The organism is Rhizobium sp. 11_C7_N12_5, from assembly GCF_051811145.1.
Taxonomy (GTDB): domain Bacteria; phylum Pseudomonadota; class Alphaproteobacteria; order Rhizobiales; family Rhizobiaceae; genus Rhizobium; species Rhizobium lusitanum.
Genome location: NZ_JBPWPY010000001.1, coordinates 616,108 through 632,470, shown reverse-complemented (window position 1 = coordinate 632,470; position 16,363 = coordinate 616,108). Strand labels below are relative to the sequence as shown.

The window sequence follows — 16,363 nt, the reverse complement described above, 5'->3', positions numbered from 1 at the left end:
GTCAGCTCAACGCCAACCTTCTGCTTGTCTCCCGACCGAACCCGACAACATCAAGCCGGTCCTCATGGACCGAGACGATCGCAAAGGCGTTGCTGTCTTCGGTATCGACCATGCCTTTGAAATTGACGAAATAAGTTCCGCCGACGACGCCGAAATTGCCGGCGTGATTGTGGCCGTTGAGATAGGCGACGACATGATCGTGTTCGGCAAGGAGCGCCAGCATACGGTCGCTGTCGAGCGCGTTATGCGAATCGTCAGGGAAAATCGGGTAGTGGTTCATGACGATGACTTTCTCGCCCGCCGTCTTCGCTGCCCGCAGTTTGGCCGCTAGCCAGGCATATTGGGTACTGCCGATGGCGGCATTCCAGCGTTGGCCGTTCGACGCCCCCGAAGTCTCCAGCGCCTTCATCAGCGCTTTCGCCTCATCCCGGCGAGGATCGCCCTCCGGCGGCGCAAAGACACTGATCTCGTTGCCGTCGAGCGCGATGAAGCGATAGCCCGCATGGCCGAAATCGTAATAGGCCGACGGCATGCCGACGCGCTGGTGAACGGCCTGCAGATGCTCGGGCGCTACAGCGAAATCGTGATTGCCGAGCAGGAAATGCTTTGGGTGGCGCAAGGTCTCATAGACAGGCAGAATGGCGTCGAAGCCCTTCCATTCGCGGTCGATGATGTCGCCGAGGGTCACGACAAAGGCGAGCTCGTGCCGGTTGAATTCTTCTATTGCCTCGCGAAGTTTGACAAGGCTGTTCGCGGGATAGCGATTGAGGGTCAGGTTGGGCTCCAGATCGGCATATTGCGGATCTGCGACGACACCGAAGCGGAAGAGCGGTGTGGACGACATGCAGCCTCCTTGGGCCGGCAAAGCGGTACGCGGACAACATCATTATTGACGATCGGCGGATAAGAAAACACCCGGCGCCAAGGTGACGCCGGGTGTGAAAGCCAGCCGATACGGCGAAGCTTATTTCGTTGCGGCTTCGTAGCGCTCCAGGACGTAGTCCCAGTTGATCAGGCTGTCGATGAAGGCTTCGAGATACTTCGGGCGCAGGTTGCGGTAGTCGATGTAGTAGGAGTGTTCCCATACGTCGACGCCGAGGATCGGGTTGGCGCCATGAACGAGCGGGTTTTCGCCGTTCGGGGTCTTGGAGATTTCGAGCTTGCCGTTCTTGACGGAAACCCATGCCCAGCCCGAACCGAACTGCGTGGCGCCGGCAGCAGCGAAATCGGCCTTGAACTTGTCGTAGCCGCCGAGATCGGAAGCGAAGGCTGCTTCAAGCTTGCCCGGCAGCTTGTTGCCGCCGCCGCCCTTCTTCATCCACTTCCAGAAATGGATGTGGTTGTAGTGCTGGGCAGCATTGTTGAAGAGGCCGGCATTGGTGCCGAAGGACTTCTTCACGATCTCTTCGAGCGAGAGATCGGAAAGGCCTGCTTCAGCGGCGAGCTTGTTGCCGTTGTCGACATAGGCCTTGTGGTGCTTGTCGTGGTGATACTCGAGGGTCTCGCGCGACATAAACGGCGAAAGCGCTTCGTAATCATAGGGAAGTTCAGGCAATTCGAAAGCCATGGTCATATCTCCTCTTGGCAAAAAATTGCGTCGGCAGGTGATCCGGAACATAGGAGGGGATGCTTGGAAGGGCAACCGGCGACATGCCAAAAAAGTCGCGGGCCGGAGGAAAATTTACCCGCCATCAGCCGGATACCATTTGCGCCGATCAAGCCAGCATGGACGTGGTATCGCCATCTAAATGCAGCAAAGACGGTCTATTCGCGCTTTCAGCCAAGACTGGTCTTATTTAAGCCTTAATCATCCTGTAGTTGCAAAGGATCGTTTTGGGTGGCTTGGCTCTTCGCGGCGTCAGAGTTCTCGACCCGCCGATCTCCTCAACCGTATGGTCTGGATATGGACGGCACAGCTGCCGTCATTTGACCATGCCAGGCCCGGGGAGACAGCATGTTCAATGGTATCGTCAAGAATTTCGACCTGGAAAAGGGCTACGGCTTCATTCAGCCGACCGACGGCAGCGTCGCTATTTTCGTTAACGCGAAAACAGTGGTGAAATCCGGCCTGGAAACACTCAAAAAAGGTCAGAAGCTGATCTTCGAAATCGAGCAGGACGGCATGGGCCGCAGCTCTGTTTCCAAGCTCAGATTGGCATGATTTGAACGGAATGCGGCGCTGACCACGGATGTACTGGCAGCCCGCGATCACTCCGTCGACAATCAGGCCACGATGTTCGGCAAGCGGCATCTCCGCCGTCTTGCCGGACATGCATTTCCCGATAGACGACATTCGCGCCAGAGCGCCATGATAACAAGGCCATGCAACAGAGGTGGCCGGAAAGAAGAAGTGTACCGTGCCCATCCACCGTTTCCCCATCGGCCAGATCGTTCGACTCAAGAGCCGGAAAGGTCTTTCCCCGAAAGCGGCGGACATTTACCGGATCACGGCTTTTCTTCCGGCGAGGGACAATTCCCCGCAATACCGGATGCGCAATGACGACGTCGCCCAGGAACGTGTGACGCAGGAAGTCGATATCGAACCGATCACGCCCGTTGCGGACGCCGAATAGCGCACGCTGCGACGTCAGGCTGCTCTCAGGTTGAAGCAGCGCGGCCACGATCTGCGACATGACACGCGTCGACAACGAGATCGCCAGAGGCTAGCCTCGGCGAATCCCGACAGTGTCGAGTGGCCTCAGCGAGACAAATTCCGTGAAAATAGCCTGCCTGCACACAGCCGACAGCAATATCCCGATCTATGAGGATGCAGCAAGGCAGCTTGGCCTTCCGGCAGGCGCCCTTCATCATCATGTCCGCGCCGACCTCCTCTTGACTGCCGAACGGCTGGGAGGACTGACGAGCGATATCGTGATGGAGACGGCTGATGTCCTGCAGTGCCTTGCGCGGGATGCGGATGCTGTCGTCCTCAATTGCTCCACTCTCGGCCCGGCGATATCGGAAGCCGCCGCAAACGCAGCAGTTCCGATCGTCAGAGCCGATGGCGTGCTTGCGGAAGAGGCCGTCAAAGCGGCTGGCAAGGTGATCGTGCTCTGCACCGTCGAAACGACCATCGGCCCGACCACCGGGCTGTTCGAGGCGGCGGCCGAAGCGACCGGTGCTGCGATCGAGGTTCGATTGATCCCCGGCGCATGGGCATTGTTTCGGGCGGGCGATCAGCCGGCCTATCTGGCATCCATCGCCAAGGCGGTGGAGGCGGCCCATGGCGACGGCCCCGTCACGGTGGTTTTCGCGCAGGCCTCTATGACCGACGCCGCGCAATTGCTCCCTGAAAATTGCGCCCACCCCATGAGTGGTCCGACGACCGCTCTGGCGGCAGCCTTGTCGAAGATCACTGCCGTCTGAAGCGGCTATTTTTACGCAATTCCGGATGGAAATCCGCTTCGCACCTTTCCTGGAATTGCGTCAGACGTCCCGCCCGAAATAGACATTCACCTCGGCGATCCTGTCGCCGGCGAAACGGATCAGTTCGACATTGCGAAAACTGTTGCCGTCCATCTTCTCGGCACGATAGCTGACGATCACGTCGTCGCCATCGGGCACCAGATGCTCGATGTGAATGTCACGAAACACCTTCTCTTTCGGCCAGCAATGCTCGAAATACCGTTGCCGGTCGATGTGATCGTCGCGCGGGCTGGAAAAGGTGAAATCAGGGGCCAGCATCGGAGCGACGGTATCGGGATGCTGCGCCACATAGGCGGTAAACAGGCGCCGCACCGTATCGCAGCGGACAGTTTCAAGAGAACTCATGATGCGTCTCCTCTCCAAGGCAGGCGACCAACCCCAAATTTGTTGAGTTAGCCGCAAACTGATTGCAAAACGCAATCGGTTATAACATATGCCAACCGAACCGACAAGGCACTTTGCGGCCTTGGCATCGTCACCCGTGTGGTCCAAACTTGACGACGCCCCTCATCTGCAGAAAGCCATCGTCGTGTCCGAGGCCCACAATTACATACTGGAAAAGTTGCGCCGCCTGGCGGCCAAGGACAATCGTCCCGCCGCGATGCCGGTCGGCGCAAACAGCTACTCCACACTCTTCACCTTCGTCACGCGCGAACGCGAGCGCATTGCCGGCTCGGCCTTTTCCCAGCTCTCGATTGTTGCCATCCTCGAAGGCTCCAAGGAAATCCTGAGCATGGGACGGCATCGGCGCTTTGCCGCCGGCACGGTGATCGTGCTGCCCGCGGGCTGGAGCGGCGATGTCGTCAACGATCCCGATCCGCAGAGCGGCATCTATCGGGCGATCTTCATCACCTTTCCCGACCAACTCGCGCGCCGCGCCACCAAAGCCTTCCCGCCCGCCCGCGTCGCCTCGCAGATCGATCTGCCGCTGGATTCGCTGCTGGCCGCCGCCGTCCATCACGCCGGCGAAGGTATCGCCGCCGGCGGCCTGCCGACCGCCCTGATCGAGCATCGCCTCCTGGAAGTGCTCATGGTACTCGGCATGCGCGGCGCGCTGCCGGGCTCGCTGGAAACGACCGCAGATGCCGTACGCGCTCTGGTGCGCTGGCAGCCGGATCGTCCCTGGACCGCCGATCTTATCGCCACCGAACTCGGCACGAGCAATGCAACACTGCGCCGCCGCCTGTCGCGGGAGGGTGCGTCGCTGCGCGACGTGCTGGCGAGCGAGCGTATTGCCTTGGCCACGACGCTGCTTGTCGAAGACGGATTGTCGCTGCGCGAGGCGGCCCTTGCGACAGGCTATCGTTCCCCTCGCCGCTTCGCGGGCCGCCTGCGCAGCGCGTGAGCGTTTTTGGCCGAATATTGAGCGTTTGCGTGCGCCAGTGCTCAGGGTGGATTTGCTAGACCCTGCCCTCGAAAGCTCGCATGGAACGAAACGCGAAAGGGCAACGTCATGAAAAACAGTCTCACCCTCATCACCGCTATTGTAGCCGCGGCGGCCGCCACGCCGGCCCTATCGGCCGATCTCAAGGTGACGATCGAAAAGAGCAACGGCCGGATGCTGTCGCCGGAGAATGCCTCCTGCATTTCGACACCGAACGACAAATCGGCGCCCGGTCCGAACAAGAGCCTTCCCCTGTCATGGGCGAAGGGGCCGAAAGGCACGCGCTCCTATGCCGTGACCATGGTGGATCCGGATGTGCCGACCGACTTCTCGCTGTTCAACAAGGACGACAAGGCCATCCCGAAAGACTTCAAGCGGATGGAGTTCGTCCATTGGGTCCTTGCCGATATTCCCGCCTCCCGCACGACGCTTGCCGAAGGCGCCGATGGCGGTGGCCCCTCGGCGAGCGGCCTGCCGCTCGAGCGCACGGACCACGGGCGGCGCGGCCAGAACGGCGCCGGCGGCGGCAACTTGAAGGATGGGCCGCATGGGGGGTATATGGGCGCATGCCCGCCCTGGAACGACGAGCGCGTGCACAGCTATCATGTCACCGTCTACGCGCTGGATGTCGACCGACTGAACCTTCCCGACCTGTTCACCCGCGCCGACCTGCTCGCCGCCGCGAAGGGTCATATCCTTGCGTCAGGCAGCCGGGAATTGTTTTACACAATGAATGCGAAGGCCAGGAAATGACCGAGACGAGATGGGAAGCAGCGGCACCTGCTGAGCCGGAAACCGCTCATTGGATGCGGAACCTGATCATCTGCCTCGTCGGCTCCTTCACGACCATCGTGGCGATGACGCTACTGCTTCCCTTCCTGCCGATCTATGTCGAGGAGCTCGGCGTTACCGACAAGGCGGCGATCGTGCAATGGTCTGGGATCGCCTATGGCGCCACGTTCTTCGCCGCCGCCTTCGTCGCGCCGCTCTGGGGGCGGCTCGGCGACATCTACGGCCGTAAGCTGATGCTGGTGCGCGCCAGCCTCGGCATGACGGTCGCGATCTCGCTGATGGGCATGGCGGGCAATGTCTGGCAGTTGGTAGCGTTGCGCCTGTTCACCGGCCTTGCCGGCGGCTACGCCTCCGGCTCCATGGTGCTGGTGGCGACGCAGACGCCGAAGCATCGCTCGGCCTGGGCGCTGGGCACGCTGTCCGCCGGCATCATGGCAGGCAACCTCGTGGGACCGCTGATCGGCGGCGCGTTGCCGCCGCTGATCGGCATCCGCGGTACGTTCCTGCTCGCCGGCGGCGTGATCTTCTTCACCTTCCTGGCGACGACGTTCCTCATCAAGGAGGAGAAATCGGCGGCGCGGAAGAAGGCGGCGAAAGCCAGCGGCGGCTGGGCCTCTATCCCCGACAAACGCCCCGTCATCGCCATGCTGTCGATCGGCCTGCTGCTGATGCTGGCCAACATGTCGATCGAGCCGATCATAACAATCTATGTCGCGCAGTTCGTGGCCGATACGAATGTGACAATGGTATCCGGCGTTGTCATGGCCGCGGCGGCCCTGGGCAGCATCCTGTCAGCCTCATGGCTCGGCAAGCTCGCTGACCGCATCGGCCATTGGACCGTGATCATGGCAGCCCTGGCGGTCGCAGCATTGCTGCTGATCCCGCAGGCTTTCGTGACCTCGGCCTGGCAATTGATCGCGCTGCGTTTCCTGATGGGCGTGGCACTTGGTGGGCTCCTGCCCTGCATCACCGCCGTTATCCGCCACAATGTGCCGGATGCAGCCACCGGCAGCATCCTCGGCCTCTCCATCTCCTCACAATACGTCGGTCAGGTGGCAGGTCCCGTCATGGGCGGTTTCGTCGGCGGCCATATCGGCATGCGCGCCGTGTTCCTCGGAACCTGTGTGCTGCTGGCGATCGGGGCAATTTACTGCTGGTGGGTCAGCCCTAGGAAAGAGACCGAGTAATCCCGTCAGCGAAAATCATTCGCCGTCAGGATATAGAGGCGCCGCCGGGCATAGCCATAGGCTTTCGTTGCGACCTTCTGGATCGCGTCGCGACCGGCATCGAAGGCGGCTAGATAGCCGGCCTCGGTGCTGGCACCCGGGAAGACATCCGCCTCGACGAGAAACGGAACCTCGAACATGCCGTCATGGCCCGTGAAACGGATGCGCCGTGCCGAGGCATCGTAACTGCGGCTGCGGTTGGGAAAGCTCAGGCTCATCGTCGACTACCTCTTAATAATATGGACCCGTCCGCCTTCATGGGCCGACGGCTTCGATCGCTTCCGATATCACCAGGTCAATCCGAACAGCGTCGAATAGATGATGAATGCAATCGCCAACACGACACAGAGCTGAAGAAAAACCCTGTAATAGTCGAAGAGATAGACAGACGCAGGAAGAGAAATTTTCATGGCGGCCTCCTTAGTGGTTATGCCGACCAAGTTCACTTTACCACAATAGCAATCGGTGCGGGATTAATTCTCAATATTTCTTATGTCGTAATTTATTCTTTTGCGCCTTGGCGCCTATGTTTGTTCCGATCCGAAAGCGCATCGACTATTGCTGACGAATGATCCGGCGGAAAGCGGCCTCCGCCGAACTCTGCGCTTCACCGAGGCTTAGTGCTTCCCCGTCGCCCTCATTCTTCGCTGGTGCGGCGTCCGTGTGCCCAATGCATGTAGAGCTCCAGAGCCTTGCGGGCGACTGGCCCCTGCTGGAATTCGCGGTCGTCCAGGCGATTGACGGAAACGACCTTGGAATAGTTGCCCGTCGTGAAGATCTCATCGGCGTCCGTGAACTGTTCGACAGACAGGGTCTCCTCGCGCACGTCGAAACCCTCCTGGCGCAGCAGGCCGATGACGCGGGCGCGGGTGATGCCGGCAAGGAAGGTGCGGTTGGCGACCGGTGTATAGACAACGCCGTGCTTGACCATGAACACGTTGGATGAGGCGGTCTCGGCGACATTGCCGTTCATGTCGCGCACGAGCGCGTTGTCGAAGCCGCGCTTCCTCGCTTCCAGGATCATGCGGCCGCTGTTCGGATAGAGCGAGCCCGCCTTGGCGTCGGTCATCGCCGTTTCCGGCGACGGACGACGGAAGGGCGAGACGGTCAGCGTGATACCACCAGTGCCGCCGAGCGGCGCCTCGAACAGGCACAGTGCGAAACGGGTCGATTCCGCATCGACGGCGACGACGCTGCCTGCAGAGCCATGCTCGCCCCAATACATCGGCTTGATGTAGAGCGGCGTCTTGCCATCGAATTTCTTGATGCCTTCCCAGGCAAGCGCCTCGATTTCCTCTGATGTCTTGATCGGCTTCAGCCCCATGGCCACAGCCGAGCGGTTGATGCGCTGGCAGTGAAGATCGAGATCGGGGGCGATGCCGTCGAACCAGCGCGCGCCATCGAACACGGTCGAGGCAAGCCACATGGCATGCGAGGTCGGCCCGATCAGCGGCGGATTGCCGGTAAGCCATTCTCCTTCGACATGGGTCCATGTGGTGGTGCGGGGCGATGTATCGACGGCCATGGTGGTTTCCTCTCTAACGTGGCGAAAAGCAAATAACCGCACAATCCCAGGGTCAAGCAGAAACTGCGCGACAAAATCCATTTGCAACAAAGCGCCTGATACCGCATTCATAGCGCAATTTTCATGCGCCGAAACAACAGCTTGACGAATAGGTTCATCAGGAAAAATGATGGCCTGCAACGACCGTTAGGAAAAGCGAGAAGTCCGATGAAAGCGATGTATTACGAGGCCTTCGAGGTGATGCCCGAGATCCGCACCCTGCCCGACCCGACGCCGGGCGAGGATGGCGTTGTCATCGCGGTCGGCGCGAGCGGGCTCTGCCGCAGCGACTGGCATGGCTGGATGGGCCATGACCCAGATATCAGGCTCCCTCACGTACCCGGGCATGAGCTTGCGGGAAAGGTCGTGGCGACCGGTCGCGGCGTCGTCCGTTTCAAGGTCGGCGATCGCGTCACCGTTCCCTTCGTATCAGGCTGCGGCCATTGCGCCGAATGCCATTCCGGCAACCAGCAGGTCTGCCCCAACCAGTTCCAGCCCGGCTTCACTCATTGGGGTTCCTTTGCCGAATATGTCGCGATCGACTATGCCGACACGAACCTCGTTCAACTGCCCGAGACGATAGATGATGCGACGGCGGCGAGCCTCGGCTGCCGTTTCGCCACCTCGTTCCGCGCCGTCGCCGATCAGGCGAAAACCCGCCCCGGCGAGTGGATCGCCGTGCATGGCTGCGGCGGCGTGGGCCTCTCCGCGATCATGATCGCCAGCGCGCTCGGAGCGAATGCCATCGCCATCGACATTTCGGACGAGAAGCTGGCTTTCGCCCGTGAGTGCGGCGCTGTGGCGACGATCAACGCGGCAAGCGTCGCCGATGTCGCGGAAGCGGTGCGCGAGATCACCAAGGGCGGAGCGCATGTGTCGATCGATGCGCTTGGCCACCCCGCAACCTGCTTCAACTCCATCAAGAACCTGCGCCGGCGCGGCCGGCATGTTCAGGTCGGCCTGATGCTCGGCGAGCATGCAACGCCGCAGATCCCCATGGCGCAAGTCATCGGCCATGAACTGGAAATCTACGGCAGCCACGGCATGCAGGCCTGGCGCTACGATGCCATGCTCGACATGCTGGCGGCCGGCAAGATTGCGCCGCAAAAGCTGATCGGCCGCAGGATCAGTCTGGAGGAGGCCGTTCCGGCGTTGACGACGCTGGACAAGGCCGAGGGCACGGGGATCAGCGTCATCACGCAATTTTGAATCTCACTCCGAGCGCAATACGGCCCGCCGTCAACCTTTCAGAGTGGTCGAAACCATGGGCAAAAAAGCATTTTTGAAAAAATGTCATGGAACTCAGGTAGATTGATCTGCCCCGCGCCCTTGCGCAAATGCGATTTCGTGTCCAGATAGCAGGCCATGCCCGATAGCGAGCCTTATAGTTCTTGTCCCAGGAAAGCCGACCCGCTTGGTCTATGCGATCCGGATAGCGCCGGCTGTACCAGCCGCGCTTTGGGATTGGCGCGCGGCATATCATCCGAAAAACTGAAGGAAAGAATTGGCAGGCCTATCATGGCCGGCGCCAAGCTTAGGAATTAATGATCTTCGACTGGCTATCCGACCCATCCGCCTGGATCGGGCTTGCTACCCTCATCGTTCTCGAGATTGTTCTCGGCATCGACAATCTCGTTTTCATCGCCATCCTTGCAGACAAGCTGCCGCCGCACCAGCGCGATGCCGCGCGCATGATCGGACTGGCGCTGGCTCTCATCATACGCTTGGCGCTGCTCGCCTCCATCGCCTGGGTGGTGACGCTGACGGCACCTCTGATCTCCGTCTGGGGCTTCGGCCTGTCCGGTCGCGACATCATCCTGATCGTCGGCGGCCTGTTCCTGCTGTTCAAGGGCACGATGGAACTGCACGAGCGGCTGGAAGGACAAGAGGCCCAGGGGGAAAAGAAGGTCGTTCATGCCGTCTTCTGGCAGGTGATCGTCCAGATCGTCGTACTCGACGCCATCTTCTCGCTCGACAGTGTCATCACCGCAGTTGGTATGGTGCAAGAGCTCTCGGTGATGATGGTTGCGGTGATCATTGCCGTCGGGGTCATGCTGTTCCTGTCGAAGCCGCTGATGGCCTTCGTCTCGAAACATCCGACCGTCGTCATCCTCTGCCTTGGCTTCCTGATGATGATCGGCTTTTCGCTTGTTGTCGAAGGCTTCGGCTTCCATGTGCCGAAGGGATATCTTTATGCGGCAATCGGCTTCTCGATCGTCATCGAGGCCCTGAACCAGCTCGCCCGGCGCAACAAGGAACGGCTGATCACGCCGACCAACATTCGCAACCGCACCGCCGACGCCGTTCTTGGCCTGCTCGGCGCACAACGGCCGCAGGGCGCTCTCGGCGAAACGAGCGAGCGGACAGCCGAAAAGCTGGTGACCGAGGAAGTGTTCTCGACGGAGGAAAAGGACATGATCCACGGCGTGCTGACGCTCGCGGATCGCTCGGCCCGCTCGATCATGACACCGCGCACGGATATCGTCTGCCTCGACCTCGACAAGCCGCGCGAGGAGCAGCAACGCCGCGTCATCGAGATCGGCCATTCGCGCTTTCCGGTCATCCGCGGCAGCTTCGACAATTTCGTCGGCATCGCCAGCGCGCGCGACGTCATGCGCGATCTGCTGCAGGACGGCGAGATCGATATTAAGCGCTCCATCCGTCAGCCGCTTGCCGTGCATGAAAGCATCAATGTGCTGAAGTTGATGGAGCGGCTGCGCCAGTCCAACCAGGCGATGGCGCTTGTTCTCGACGAATATGGCGAAATCGAAGGACTGGTGACGACTACCGACCTCTTCGAAGCGATCGCCGGCGAATTCCCCGATGAGGACAATGAGCCGCTGACCATCGACAAGGGCGAGGACGGATCGTTGACCGTCGACGGCTGGATCGACATTCGCCATCTGTCGAAGCTTGTCGGCACCGACCTCATCGACGAGGCGGATCGCTATTCGACGCTTGCCGGCTTCATTCTATGGGGCCTTGGCCATTTGCCGCATGAGGGCGAACGCTTCAACTCTGGCCGACTCGCCTTCGAAGTGGTCAAACTCAATGGCCGAAATATCGACAAGGTCCGGATTCAACCGATGGAATATGCAATCTAGGTAGAGGATACGCTCATGGCATGGTCTGCTGGCCAATATGTGAAATTCGAGGATGAACGCACGCGTCCGGCGCGCGATCTTCTGGCGCAGGTGCCGCTGGAGCGCATCGAACGAGCGATCGATCTCGGCTGCGGCCCCGCCAATTCGACAGAATTGATCGTCGAGCGCTATGGCGCCGCCGGTGTCTCCGGTCTCGACAGCGATGAGAATATGCTGGAAGCGGCGCGCAAGCGCATGCCCGGCACGACTTTCGTCAAGGCCGATCTTGCCACATGGCGCCCTGAAGAGCCCGTCGACCTGCTCTTTGCCAACGCCGTCTTTCAGTGGCTGCCCGATCATCTTGAGATTTTCGATCACCTGATGGATGGGCTGAAGCGCGGCGGCGTACTGGCTATCCAGATGCCCGATAATCTGACCGAGCCCAACCATCTGATGATGGAGGAAACCGCGAAGAACGGCCCCTGGAGCAACGCTTTCGCGAAAAAAAGCGTGCGCCGCAATCCCCTTCCCACACCCTCGGCCTACTATAACAGGCTGATCGGCAAGTCGGCACGCGTCGATATCTGGCACACCAACTATAATCACGCGCTGGAGAATGCTGCTGCCATCGTCGAATGGGTCAAAGGCACAGGCCTGCGTCCCTATCTCGATCACGCTGGCGCCGAGCATCGGGACGCTTTCGCGGCCGAGTATCTGAAACGCATCGAAAAGGCCTATCCGCCGCTCGTGGACGGCAAGGTGCTGTTGCGCTTCCCGCGGCTCTTCCTGGTCGCCGTGAAGAAGTAGGCGACACCCCATCCCAAAAGTCGGGCTGACAGCGGTCTGTCGATCCCATCGACAACCGGCGTTGGCCCGCGCTAGAACACGAGCAGCCAAAGCTGAAACAGCAATAGCTCCGAGGAGATAGTCGATGTCGTCCAGAAGCCCCTTGTATGGCCGCCAGAAGGAGATGCGCTCATGACCAGCCCCGAGGTTGCACCGGCCCCGCCGCTGACATTCGTAATCTTCGGCGCGACCGGCGATCTTACCCGGCGCCTTCTTATTCCGACACTGATCAACATGACCCACAACGGGCTTGTGGGCGATGATCTGCATGTTCTCGGCATCGGCATCGAACCCGGCAACGTCGAAATGCTGCTGGAGCGCCTGGATGCATTCTTGAAAACATCAGGCGACATCGAGGATCAGGAGCGAAAAGCGGCGTGGCAAAGCCTGCGCAAGCGCATCAGCTACATCTCTGGCGACTTCACCCAGAATGCTGTCTACAAGAGTATCGCGGATTATCTTTCGCATGCGCCGAGCGCCAATGCGGCTTTCTATTTCGCCGTGCCGCCGAGTTTCTTCGGTGATATCGCCGAAAAGCTTTCGGAAAACGGCCTAACCGACGAAACGACGGGCGCATTCCGGCGCATCGCGATCGAAAAGCCTTTCGGCCACGATCTTGCCTCGGCCCAGGCGCTGAATGCGCGACTCCTCAATCATGCCGAAGAAAGCCAAATCTATCGCATCGACCACTTCCTCGGCAAGGAAACCGTCCAGAACATCATGACGACGCGTTTTGCGAACATGATGATCGAGGCGCTTTGGAACAACAATTACATTGATCACGTCCAGATCACGGCAGCAGAACTGGTGGATGTTGGCCTTCGGGGCAAGTTTTACGATGCGACCGGCGCCTTGCGCGACATGGTGCCGAACCATCTCTTCCAGCTCCTGGCGATGGTGGCCATGGAGCCGCCAAACAGCTTCGACGCAGAATCGATCCGCAACGAAAAGGCTAAAGTTCTGAAAGCTCTGCGCCATTATTCGCGTGAGGAAGCAACCCAGAACGGTGTGCGCGGCGCGTATGCGGCCGGCCCTCTCGCCGGCAGGGATCTGCCCGCCTATACTGAGACCGCCGATATTGCGCCTGACAGCGATACGGAAACCTTCGTGGCACTGAAGCTCCTGGTCGACACTTGGCGCTGGGCCGGCGTGCCCTTTTACCTGCGCACCGGCAAGGCGATGAAGACGCGCGATACGGAGGTGGTCATCACCTTCCGGCAGGTGCCCTTCGCACAATTCCCCCGCCACGATTCGCGCCCTCAGCTACCGCCGAACAGGCTCATCATCCAGGTGCAGCCCGATGAGGGGCTGGACATGGAAATCTCGATCAAATCGCCGGGGCTTGTGCTGAAAACCGCGCCGATTTCGCTCGATTTCCGCTATGCCGATCGTTTCGATATCGGCAAGCAGACGGGCTATGAAAGCCTGTTCTACGAGCTTTTCGTCGGCGACCAGACCCTGTTCCAGCGCGCCGACGGCATCGAGGCCGGCTGGGCAGCCGTGCAGCCCTTCCTCGATCTCTGGGCCGAGGGCGGCAAGCCCGATCCTTACGCGCCCGGCAGCATGGGCCCGGCCTGCGCCGACGAACTCATCGGACGCGACGGCCGCACCTGGCATCAGCCGGGCGATAAACCGGGCAGAAAGACGGTTTGAATGTGCACGGGCCGGCATCGATAGATGCCGGCCCGGCCGATCTACGTTTTATTCGGCCAGCCCGTATAAAATCCGCTCCGCGCGATGTGCTTCAAGCACCGCGGCAAAGAAGCGGTCTTGTTCCGGGTCGTCTGCAAGTGCGTTGATCGTGAAGCCGGCTTCATGGCGCGTAGCCTGGCCGCCCATATGGCCGCCACGCTCGATCCAGAGGCTCGGGTAGTCCTGGCTCTGCCGGCACGAATTGGAAGAGCTGACCGCATAGAGATATTGTCTGCCATAGGCCTGCATCATTGCGGGAACGGTGTGCGTCTCGTTCTTGTCACGGCCTTGTCCGTCGGCGCAGGCGGAATGAAAGACCAACTCGACACGCCCCTCATATTCCCGCCAAACCTCCGGATAACTCCAATCGCGGCAAATGAGGAAGCCGCAGGCAACGCCGTCAATGTCGAGAACGAGCTGTCGACGGCCCAGTTCGAAAGCGCGCAAATCATTGGCCGAACAACAACGCTTGTCGTAGCGACCGACAATATTGCCATCACGATCGAGGGCATAGACGGAGTTGAATTTCCGGCCGGTGGCCTCGTCATTGTGCACACAGCCGGTCACGACCCAAACACGATGCGCACGCGCGGCCGATCGGACCTTTTCCAGCGCCGCTTGAAGGGCCGCCCAGTCGAAGCCGGTCCAATCAGGCCAATTGGCAGAGCCATACCCGGACAGGGCACATTCCGGGAAATGGGCGACATCCGCGCCGGCCTCAGCCGCCGCTTCTATCAGCGACAGAATCTGCGTCGTATTCGCTGCAATGTCATGGCCGACAGGGATCTGGCACGTCGCCACGCGTAGCCGCTCCGGCGCCCCGACAGCCGACGGCCGTTTGTGCCAAGTGTAGGCGCCATCCCATTTCGCCATGCCAACACTCCCTGCCTCCGACTCGATCAGGCAAGCAGTTTAGCAGAATCCGAAACGGCGGCGGAAAGCACATGCTTGCCACAGCGCTAGCTTTCGCATCCAATCTGGACGGTGAGTTCGCTACCCATGAAAGGGCGATCCACCGGACCGCCCTGACCATGTCCCACGCTCCATTGCGCCGGCCAGACCATATGCTCGAGGCCGGTTGCGGAGGCTCCGTGGAATGAATTCCATCGGTGATCCCCGTGCTTGCGATAGAGCATGCCGCCCGGTCCCATGCCGGCATGCAAGGCGATGTCGATATCGAAAGGCTGGCCGGGGATCAGATCGGGTCCGAACCAATAATGAGGGCTGCGGCCGGGCTTGCGGCCGAGAATCAGGGTCAAGGTCTGATGCGGGCCGCGCTGGCCGAGCCAAAGCGGCGCGATGATTTGAGGATCGAAGGCGGAGAAGAGCGTTTGCGCCGGTGCATGAGTCCCATTTGCCATGAACCCCGTAATCCGCAGTTCGACGACATGGTTCGGCCCTTTGGAGCCGCCGAAGCCTGCCGCATGCGATCCCGGCGACAGATTCCGCCAATTCTCGGCCGGCTTAAAAGGCCATTGCAGTTTCTCGCGAACCACGCCATCGGTGTCCAGCACCTGATAGCGAAACCCGTCCGCATCCAGCGCGGCCTGGATGCAATGCAGATATTCCACCTCCTCCGGCATCCGATGCGCAGTACCTGCCCCTGCCGTGCAGAGTTGCAGGACGCCACGATGAACCTGAACGTCGAAGGCGAGCATATGGCTGCAGACATAGGCAAGCACATCGGCTTCCACGAGAATATCCCAGAATCGCCCGGCATATTCGGGACCGATTTCGCGTTGGTAGGCACCAGAAAAGCCGTTGACCGGGAAGACTGGATGATGGCCGAGGACGATCTTGTGCCTGATATCGGCATGCTTCCTCAGCGTCGCCTCCAGCCATTCCGTCTCGACATGCCCCTCGCCGCCAAGACCTGTCCATAGCGTATGGACGAAAACAAGCAGAAGATCGCCGCGGCGGACCCAATAGGACAGTCCCTCCTGCCCCGGCGGCCCGTTTTCCGGCAGCTGAAGCATCTCGCGGAACACCCGCTCGCTCATCTCGTCATAGGTCGTGTGGTTGCCGGTGGTGTGCCAGAGCGGCGTCGCCTGCCGGTCGAGCCATGCCATTTCATGATCGAGCCAATGCCGCCATTGCGCCCGCAGCGCTTCCGGATCGGCCGTCAGCCCGATGATCTCGTCACCCGGAAACAGAATGAATTCCGGCGGCGGATCGAGCCGGCGCAAGACTGCGTTTACGGCAGCGAAGGTGCCTTCATGCAGGGCACCCGGAACGCCGGAGCAGGAATCGCCGTATAGCACGAAACGATGCCCCGGCCCTCTCGGCAAAAGGGAGGGAATAGCGCTGACGGACATGAGGCGACCTCCCCAAAAGCCACGGCCCTCGCCTC

General features: G+C 60.5%; 18 protein-coding genes. 9 read left to right on the top strand and 9 right to left on the bottom strand.

Annotated elements, in window-relative coordinates:
- Position 1 precedes the first annotated feature (1 nt).
- The 3 genes from AB8B29_RS03045 to AB8B29_RS03035 form a co-directional block, all read right to left on the bottom strand.
- On the bottom strand, positions 2–844 hold the full coding sequence (locus AB8B29_RS03045; protein ID WP_113119228.1) for a metallophosphoesterase: 843 nt from the start codon (positions 842–844) through the stop codon (positions 2–4).
- A 120-nt stretch (positions 845–964) separates the two neighbouring features.
- Entirely contained in the window at positions 965–1,567 is a 603-nt protein-coding gene (locus AB8B29_RS03040; protein WP_034508020.1) for a superoxide dismutase, read from the bottom strand.
- A gap of 291 nt (positions 1,568–1,858) precedes the next feature.
- Positions 1,859–2,365: a hypothetical protein gene (locus tag AB8B29_RS03035; RefSeq protein WP_439006141.1), complete on the bottom strand. Its 507-nt coding sequence runs from the start codon at positions 2,363–2,365 to the stop codon at positions 1,859–1,861.
- On the opposite strand from AB8B29_RS03035, the gene AB8B29_RS03030 reads away from it, so the two are divergent.
- Together AB8B29_RS03030 and AB8B29_RS03025 are read left to right on the top strand one after the other, a co-directional pair.
- Complete coding sequence (locus tag AB8B29_RS03030; protein WP_113119229.1) at positions 2,358–2,573, top strand: hypothetical protein; 216 nt, start codon at positions 2,358–2,360, stop codon at positions 2,571–2,573. The genes AB8B29_RS03035 and AB8B29_RS03030 overlap by 8 nt on opposite strands.
- A gap of 142 nt (positions 2,574–2,715) precedes the next feature.
- On the top strand, positions 2,716–3,366 hold the full coding sequence (locus AB8B29_RS03025) for an aspartate/glutamate racemase family protein (RefSeq protein ID WP_113119278.1): 651 nt from the start codon (positions 2,716–2,718) through the stop codon (positions 3,364–3,366).
- A 60-nt stretch (positions 3,367–3,426) separates the two neighbouring features.
- Here the strand turns inward: AB8B29_RS03025 and AB8B29_RS03020 are convergent, their stop codons facing one another.
- Positions 3,427–3,771, bottom strand: coding sequence for a nuclear transport factor 2 family protein (locus tag AB8B29_RS03020; protein WP_113119230.1), 345 nt, complete (start codon positions 3,769–3,771; stop codon positions 3,427–3,429).
- A gap of 184 nt (positions 3,772–3,955) precedes the next feature.
- Between AB8B29_RS03020 and AB8B29_RS03015 the strand changes: the two genes are divergently transcribed.
- The 3 genes from AB8B29_RS03015 (at position 3,956) to AB8B29_RS03005 (ending at position 6,789) form a co-directional block, all read left to right on the top strand.
- Positions 3,956–4,771 carry a helix-turn-helix domain-containing protein gene (locus AB8B29_RS03015; protein WP_092573015.1) on the top strand — a complete coding sequence of 272 codons (816 nt, stop codon included), beginning with the start codon at positions 3,956–3,958 and terminating at the stop codon, positions 4,769–4,771.
- Positions 4,772–4,879: 108 nt separating this feature from the next.
- Positions 4,880–5,563 (top strand): YbhB/YbcL family Raf kinase inhibitor-like protein, encoded by a 684-nt coding sequence (locus tag AB8B29_RS03010; RefSeq protein WP_113119231.1) that lies wholly within the window; start codon positions 4,880–4,882, stop codon positions 5,561–5,563.
- Positions 5,560–6,789, top strand: a complete 1,230-nt coding sequence (locus tag AB8B29_RS03005; RefSeq protein WP_113119232.1) for an MFS transporter — start codon at positions 5,560–5,562, stop codon at positions 6,787–6,789. Before AB8B29_RS03010 ends, AB8B29_RS03005 begins: the two co-directional genes overlap by 4 nt.
- Before the next feature lie 5 nt (positions 6,790–6,794).
- Here the strand turns inward: AB8B29_RS03005 and AB8B29_RS03000 are convergent, their stop codons facing one another.
- From AB8B29_RS03000 to AB8B29_RS02990, 3 genes are all read right to left on the bottom strand, one after another.
- Positions 6,795–7,046, bottom strand: coding sequence for a DUF1488 domain-containing protein (locus AB8B29_RS03000; protein WP_037193671.1), 252 nt, complete (start codon positions 7,044–7,046; stop codon positions 6,795–6,797).
- Between the two features lie 69 nt (positions 7,047–7,115).
- On the bottom strand, positions 7,116–7,238 hold the full coding sequence (locus tag AB8B29_RS02995; RefSeq protein ID WP_271024474.1) for a hypothetical protein: 123 nt from the start codon (positions 7,236–7,238) through the stop codon (positions 7,116–7,118).
- Between the two features lie 227 nt (positions 7,239–7,465).
- The gene (locus AB8B29_RS02990; protein ID WP_113119233.1) at positions 7,466–8,353 is read right to left on the bottom strand and encodes a branched-chain amino acid aminotransferase; all 888 of its coding nucleotides are present in this window, start codon (positions 8,351–8,353) and stop codon (positions 7,466–7,468) included.
- 207 nt (positions 8,354–8,560) lie between these two features.
- On the opposite strand from AB8B29_RS02990, the gene AB8B29_RS02985 reads away from it, so the two are divergent.
- The 4 genes from AB8B29_RS02985 to zwf all read left to right on the top strand — a co-directional run bounded on the left by AB8B29_RS02985 (position 8,561) and on the right by zwf (position 13,974).
- Positions 8,561–9,601 carry a zinc-dependent alcohol dehydrogenase family protein gene (locus AB8B29_RS02985; protein ID WP_113119234.1) on the top strand — a complete coding sequence of 347 codons (1,041 nt, stop codon included), beginning with the start codon at positions 8,561–8,563 and terminating at the stop codon, positions 9,599–9,601.
- A gap of 335 nt (positions 9,602–9,936) precedes the next feature.
- Complete coding sequence (locus AB8B29_RS02980) at positions 9,937–11,496, top strand: TerC family protein (protein ID WP_037193664.1); 1,560 nt, start codon at positions 9,937–9,939, stop codon at positions 11,494–11,496.
- A gap of 15 nt (positions 11,497–11,511) precedes the next feature.
- Positions 11,512–12,282 carry a trans-aconitate 2-methyltransferase gene (gene tam, locus AB8B29_RS02975; RefSeq protein ID WP_037193662.1) on the top strand — a complete coding sequence of 257 codons (771 nt, stop codon included), beginning with the start codon at positions 11,512–11,514 and terminating at the stop codon, positions 12,280–12,282.
- Between the two features lie 171 nt (positions 12,283–12,453).
- Positions 12,454–13,974, top strand: coding sequence for a glucose-6-phosphate dehydrogenase (gene zwf / locus AB8B29_RS02970; protein WP_037193660.1), 1,521 nt, complete (start codon positions 12,454–12,456; stop codon positions 13,972–13,974).
- 48 nt (positions 13,975–14,022) lie between these two features.
- Here the strand turns inward: zwf and AB8B29_RS02965 are convergent, their stop codons facing one another.
- Both AB8B29_RS02965 and AB8B29_RS02960 read right to left on the bottom strand, forming a co-directional pair.
- Positions 14,023–14,886 carry a carbon-nitrogen hydrolase family protein gene (locus AB8B29_RS02965; protein ID WP_051963342.1) on the bottom strand — a complete coding sequence of 288 codons (864 nt, stop codon included), beginning with the start codon at positions 14,884–14,886 and terminating at the stop codon, positions 14,023–14,025.
- An 86-nt stretch (positions 14,887–14,972) separates the two neighbouring features.
- Positions 14,973–16,328: a metallophosphoesterase family protein gene (locus AB8B29_RS02960; protein ID WP_037193658.1), complete on the bottom strand. Its 1,356-nt coding sequence runs from the start codon at positions 16,326–16,328 to the stop codon at positions 14,973–14,975.
- Positions 16,329–16,363: the final 35 nt, after the last annotated feature.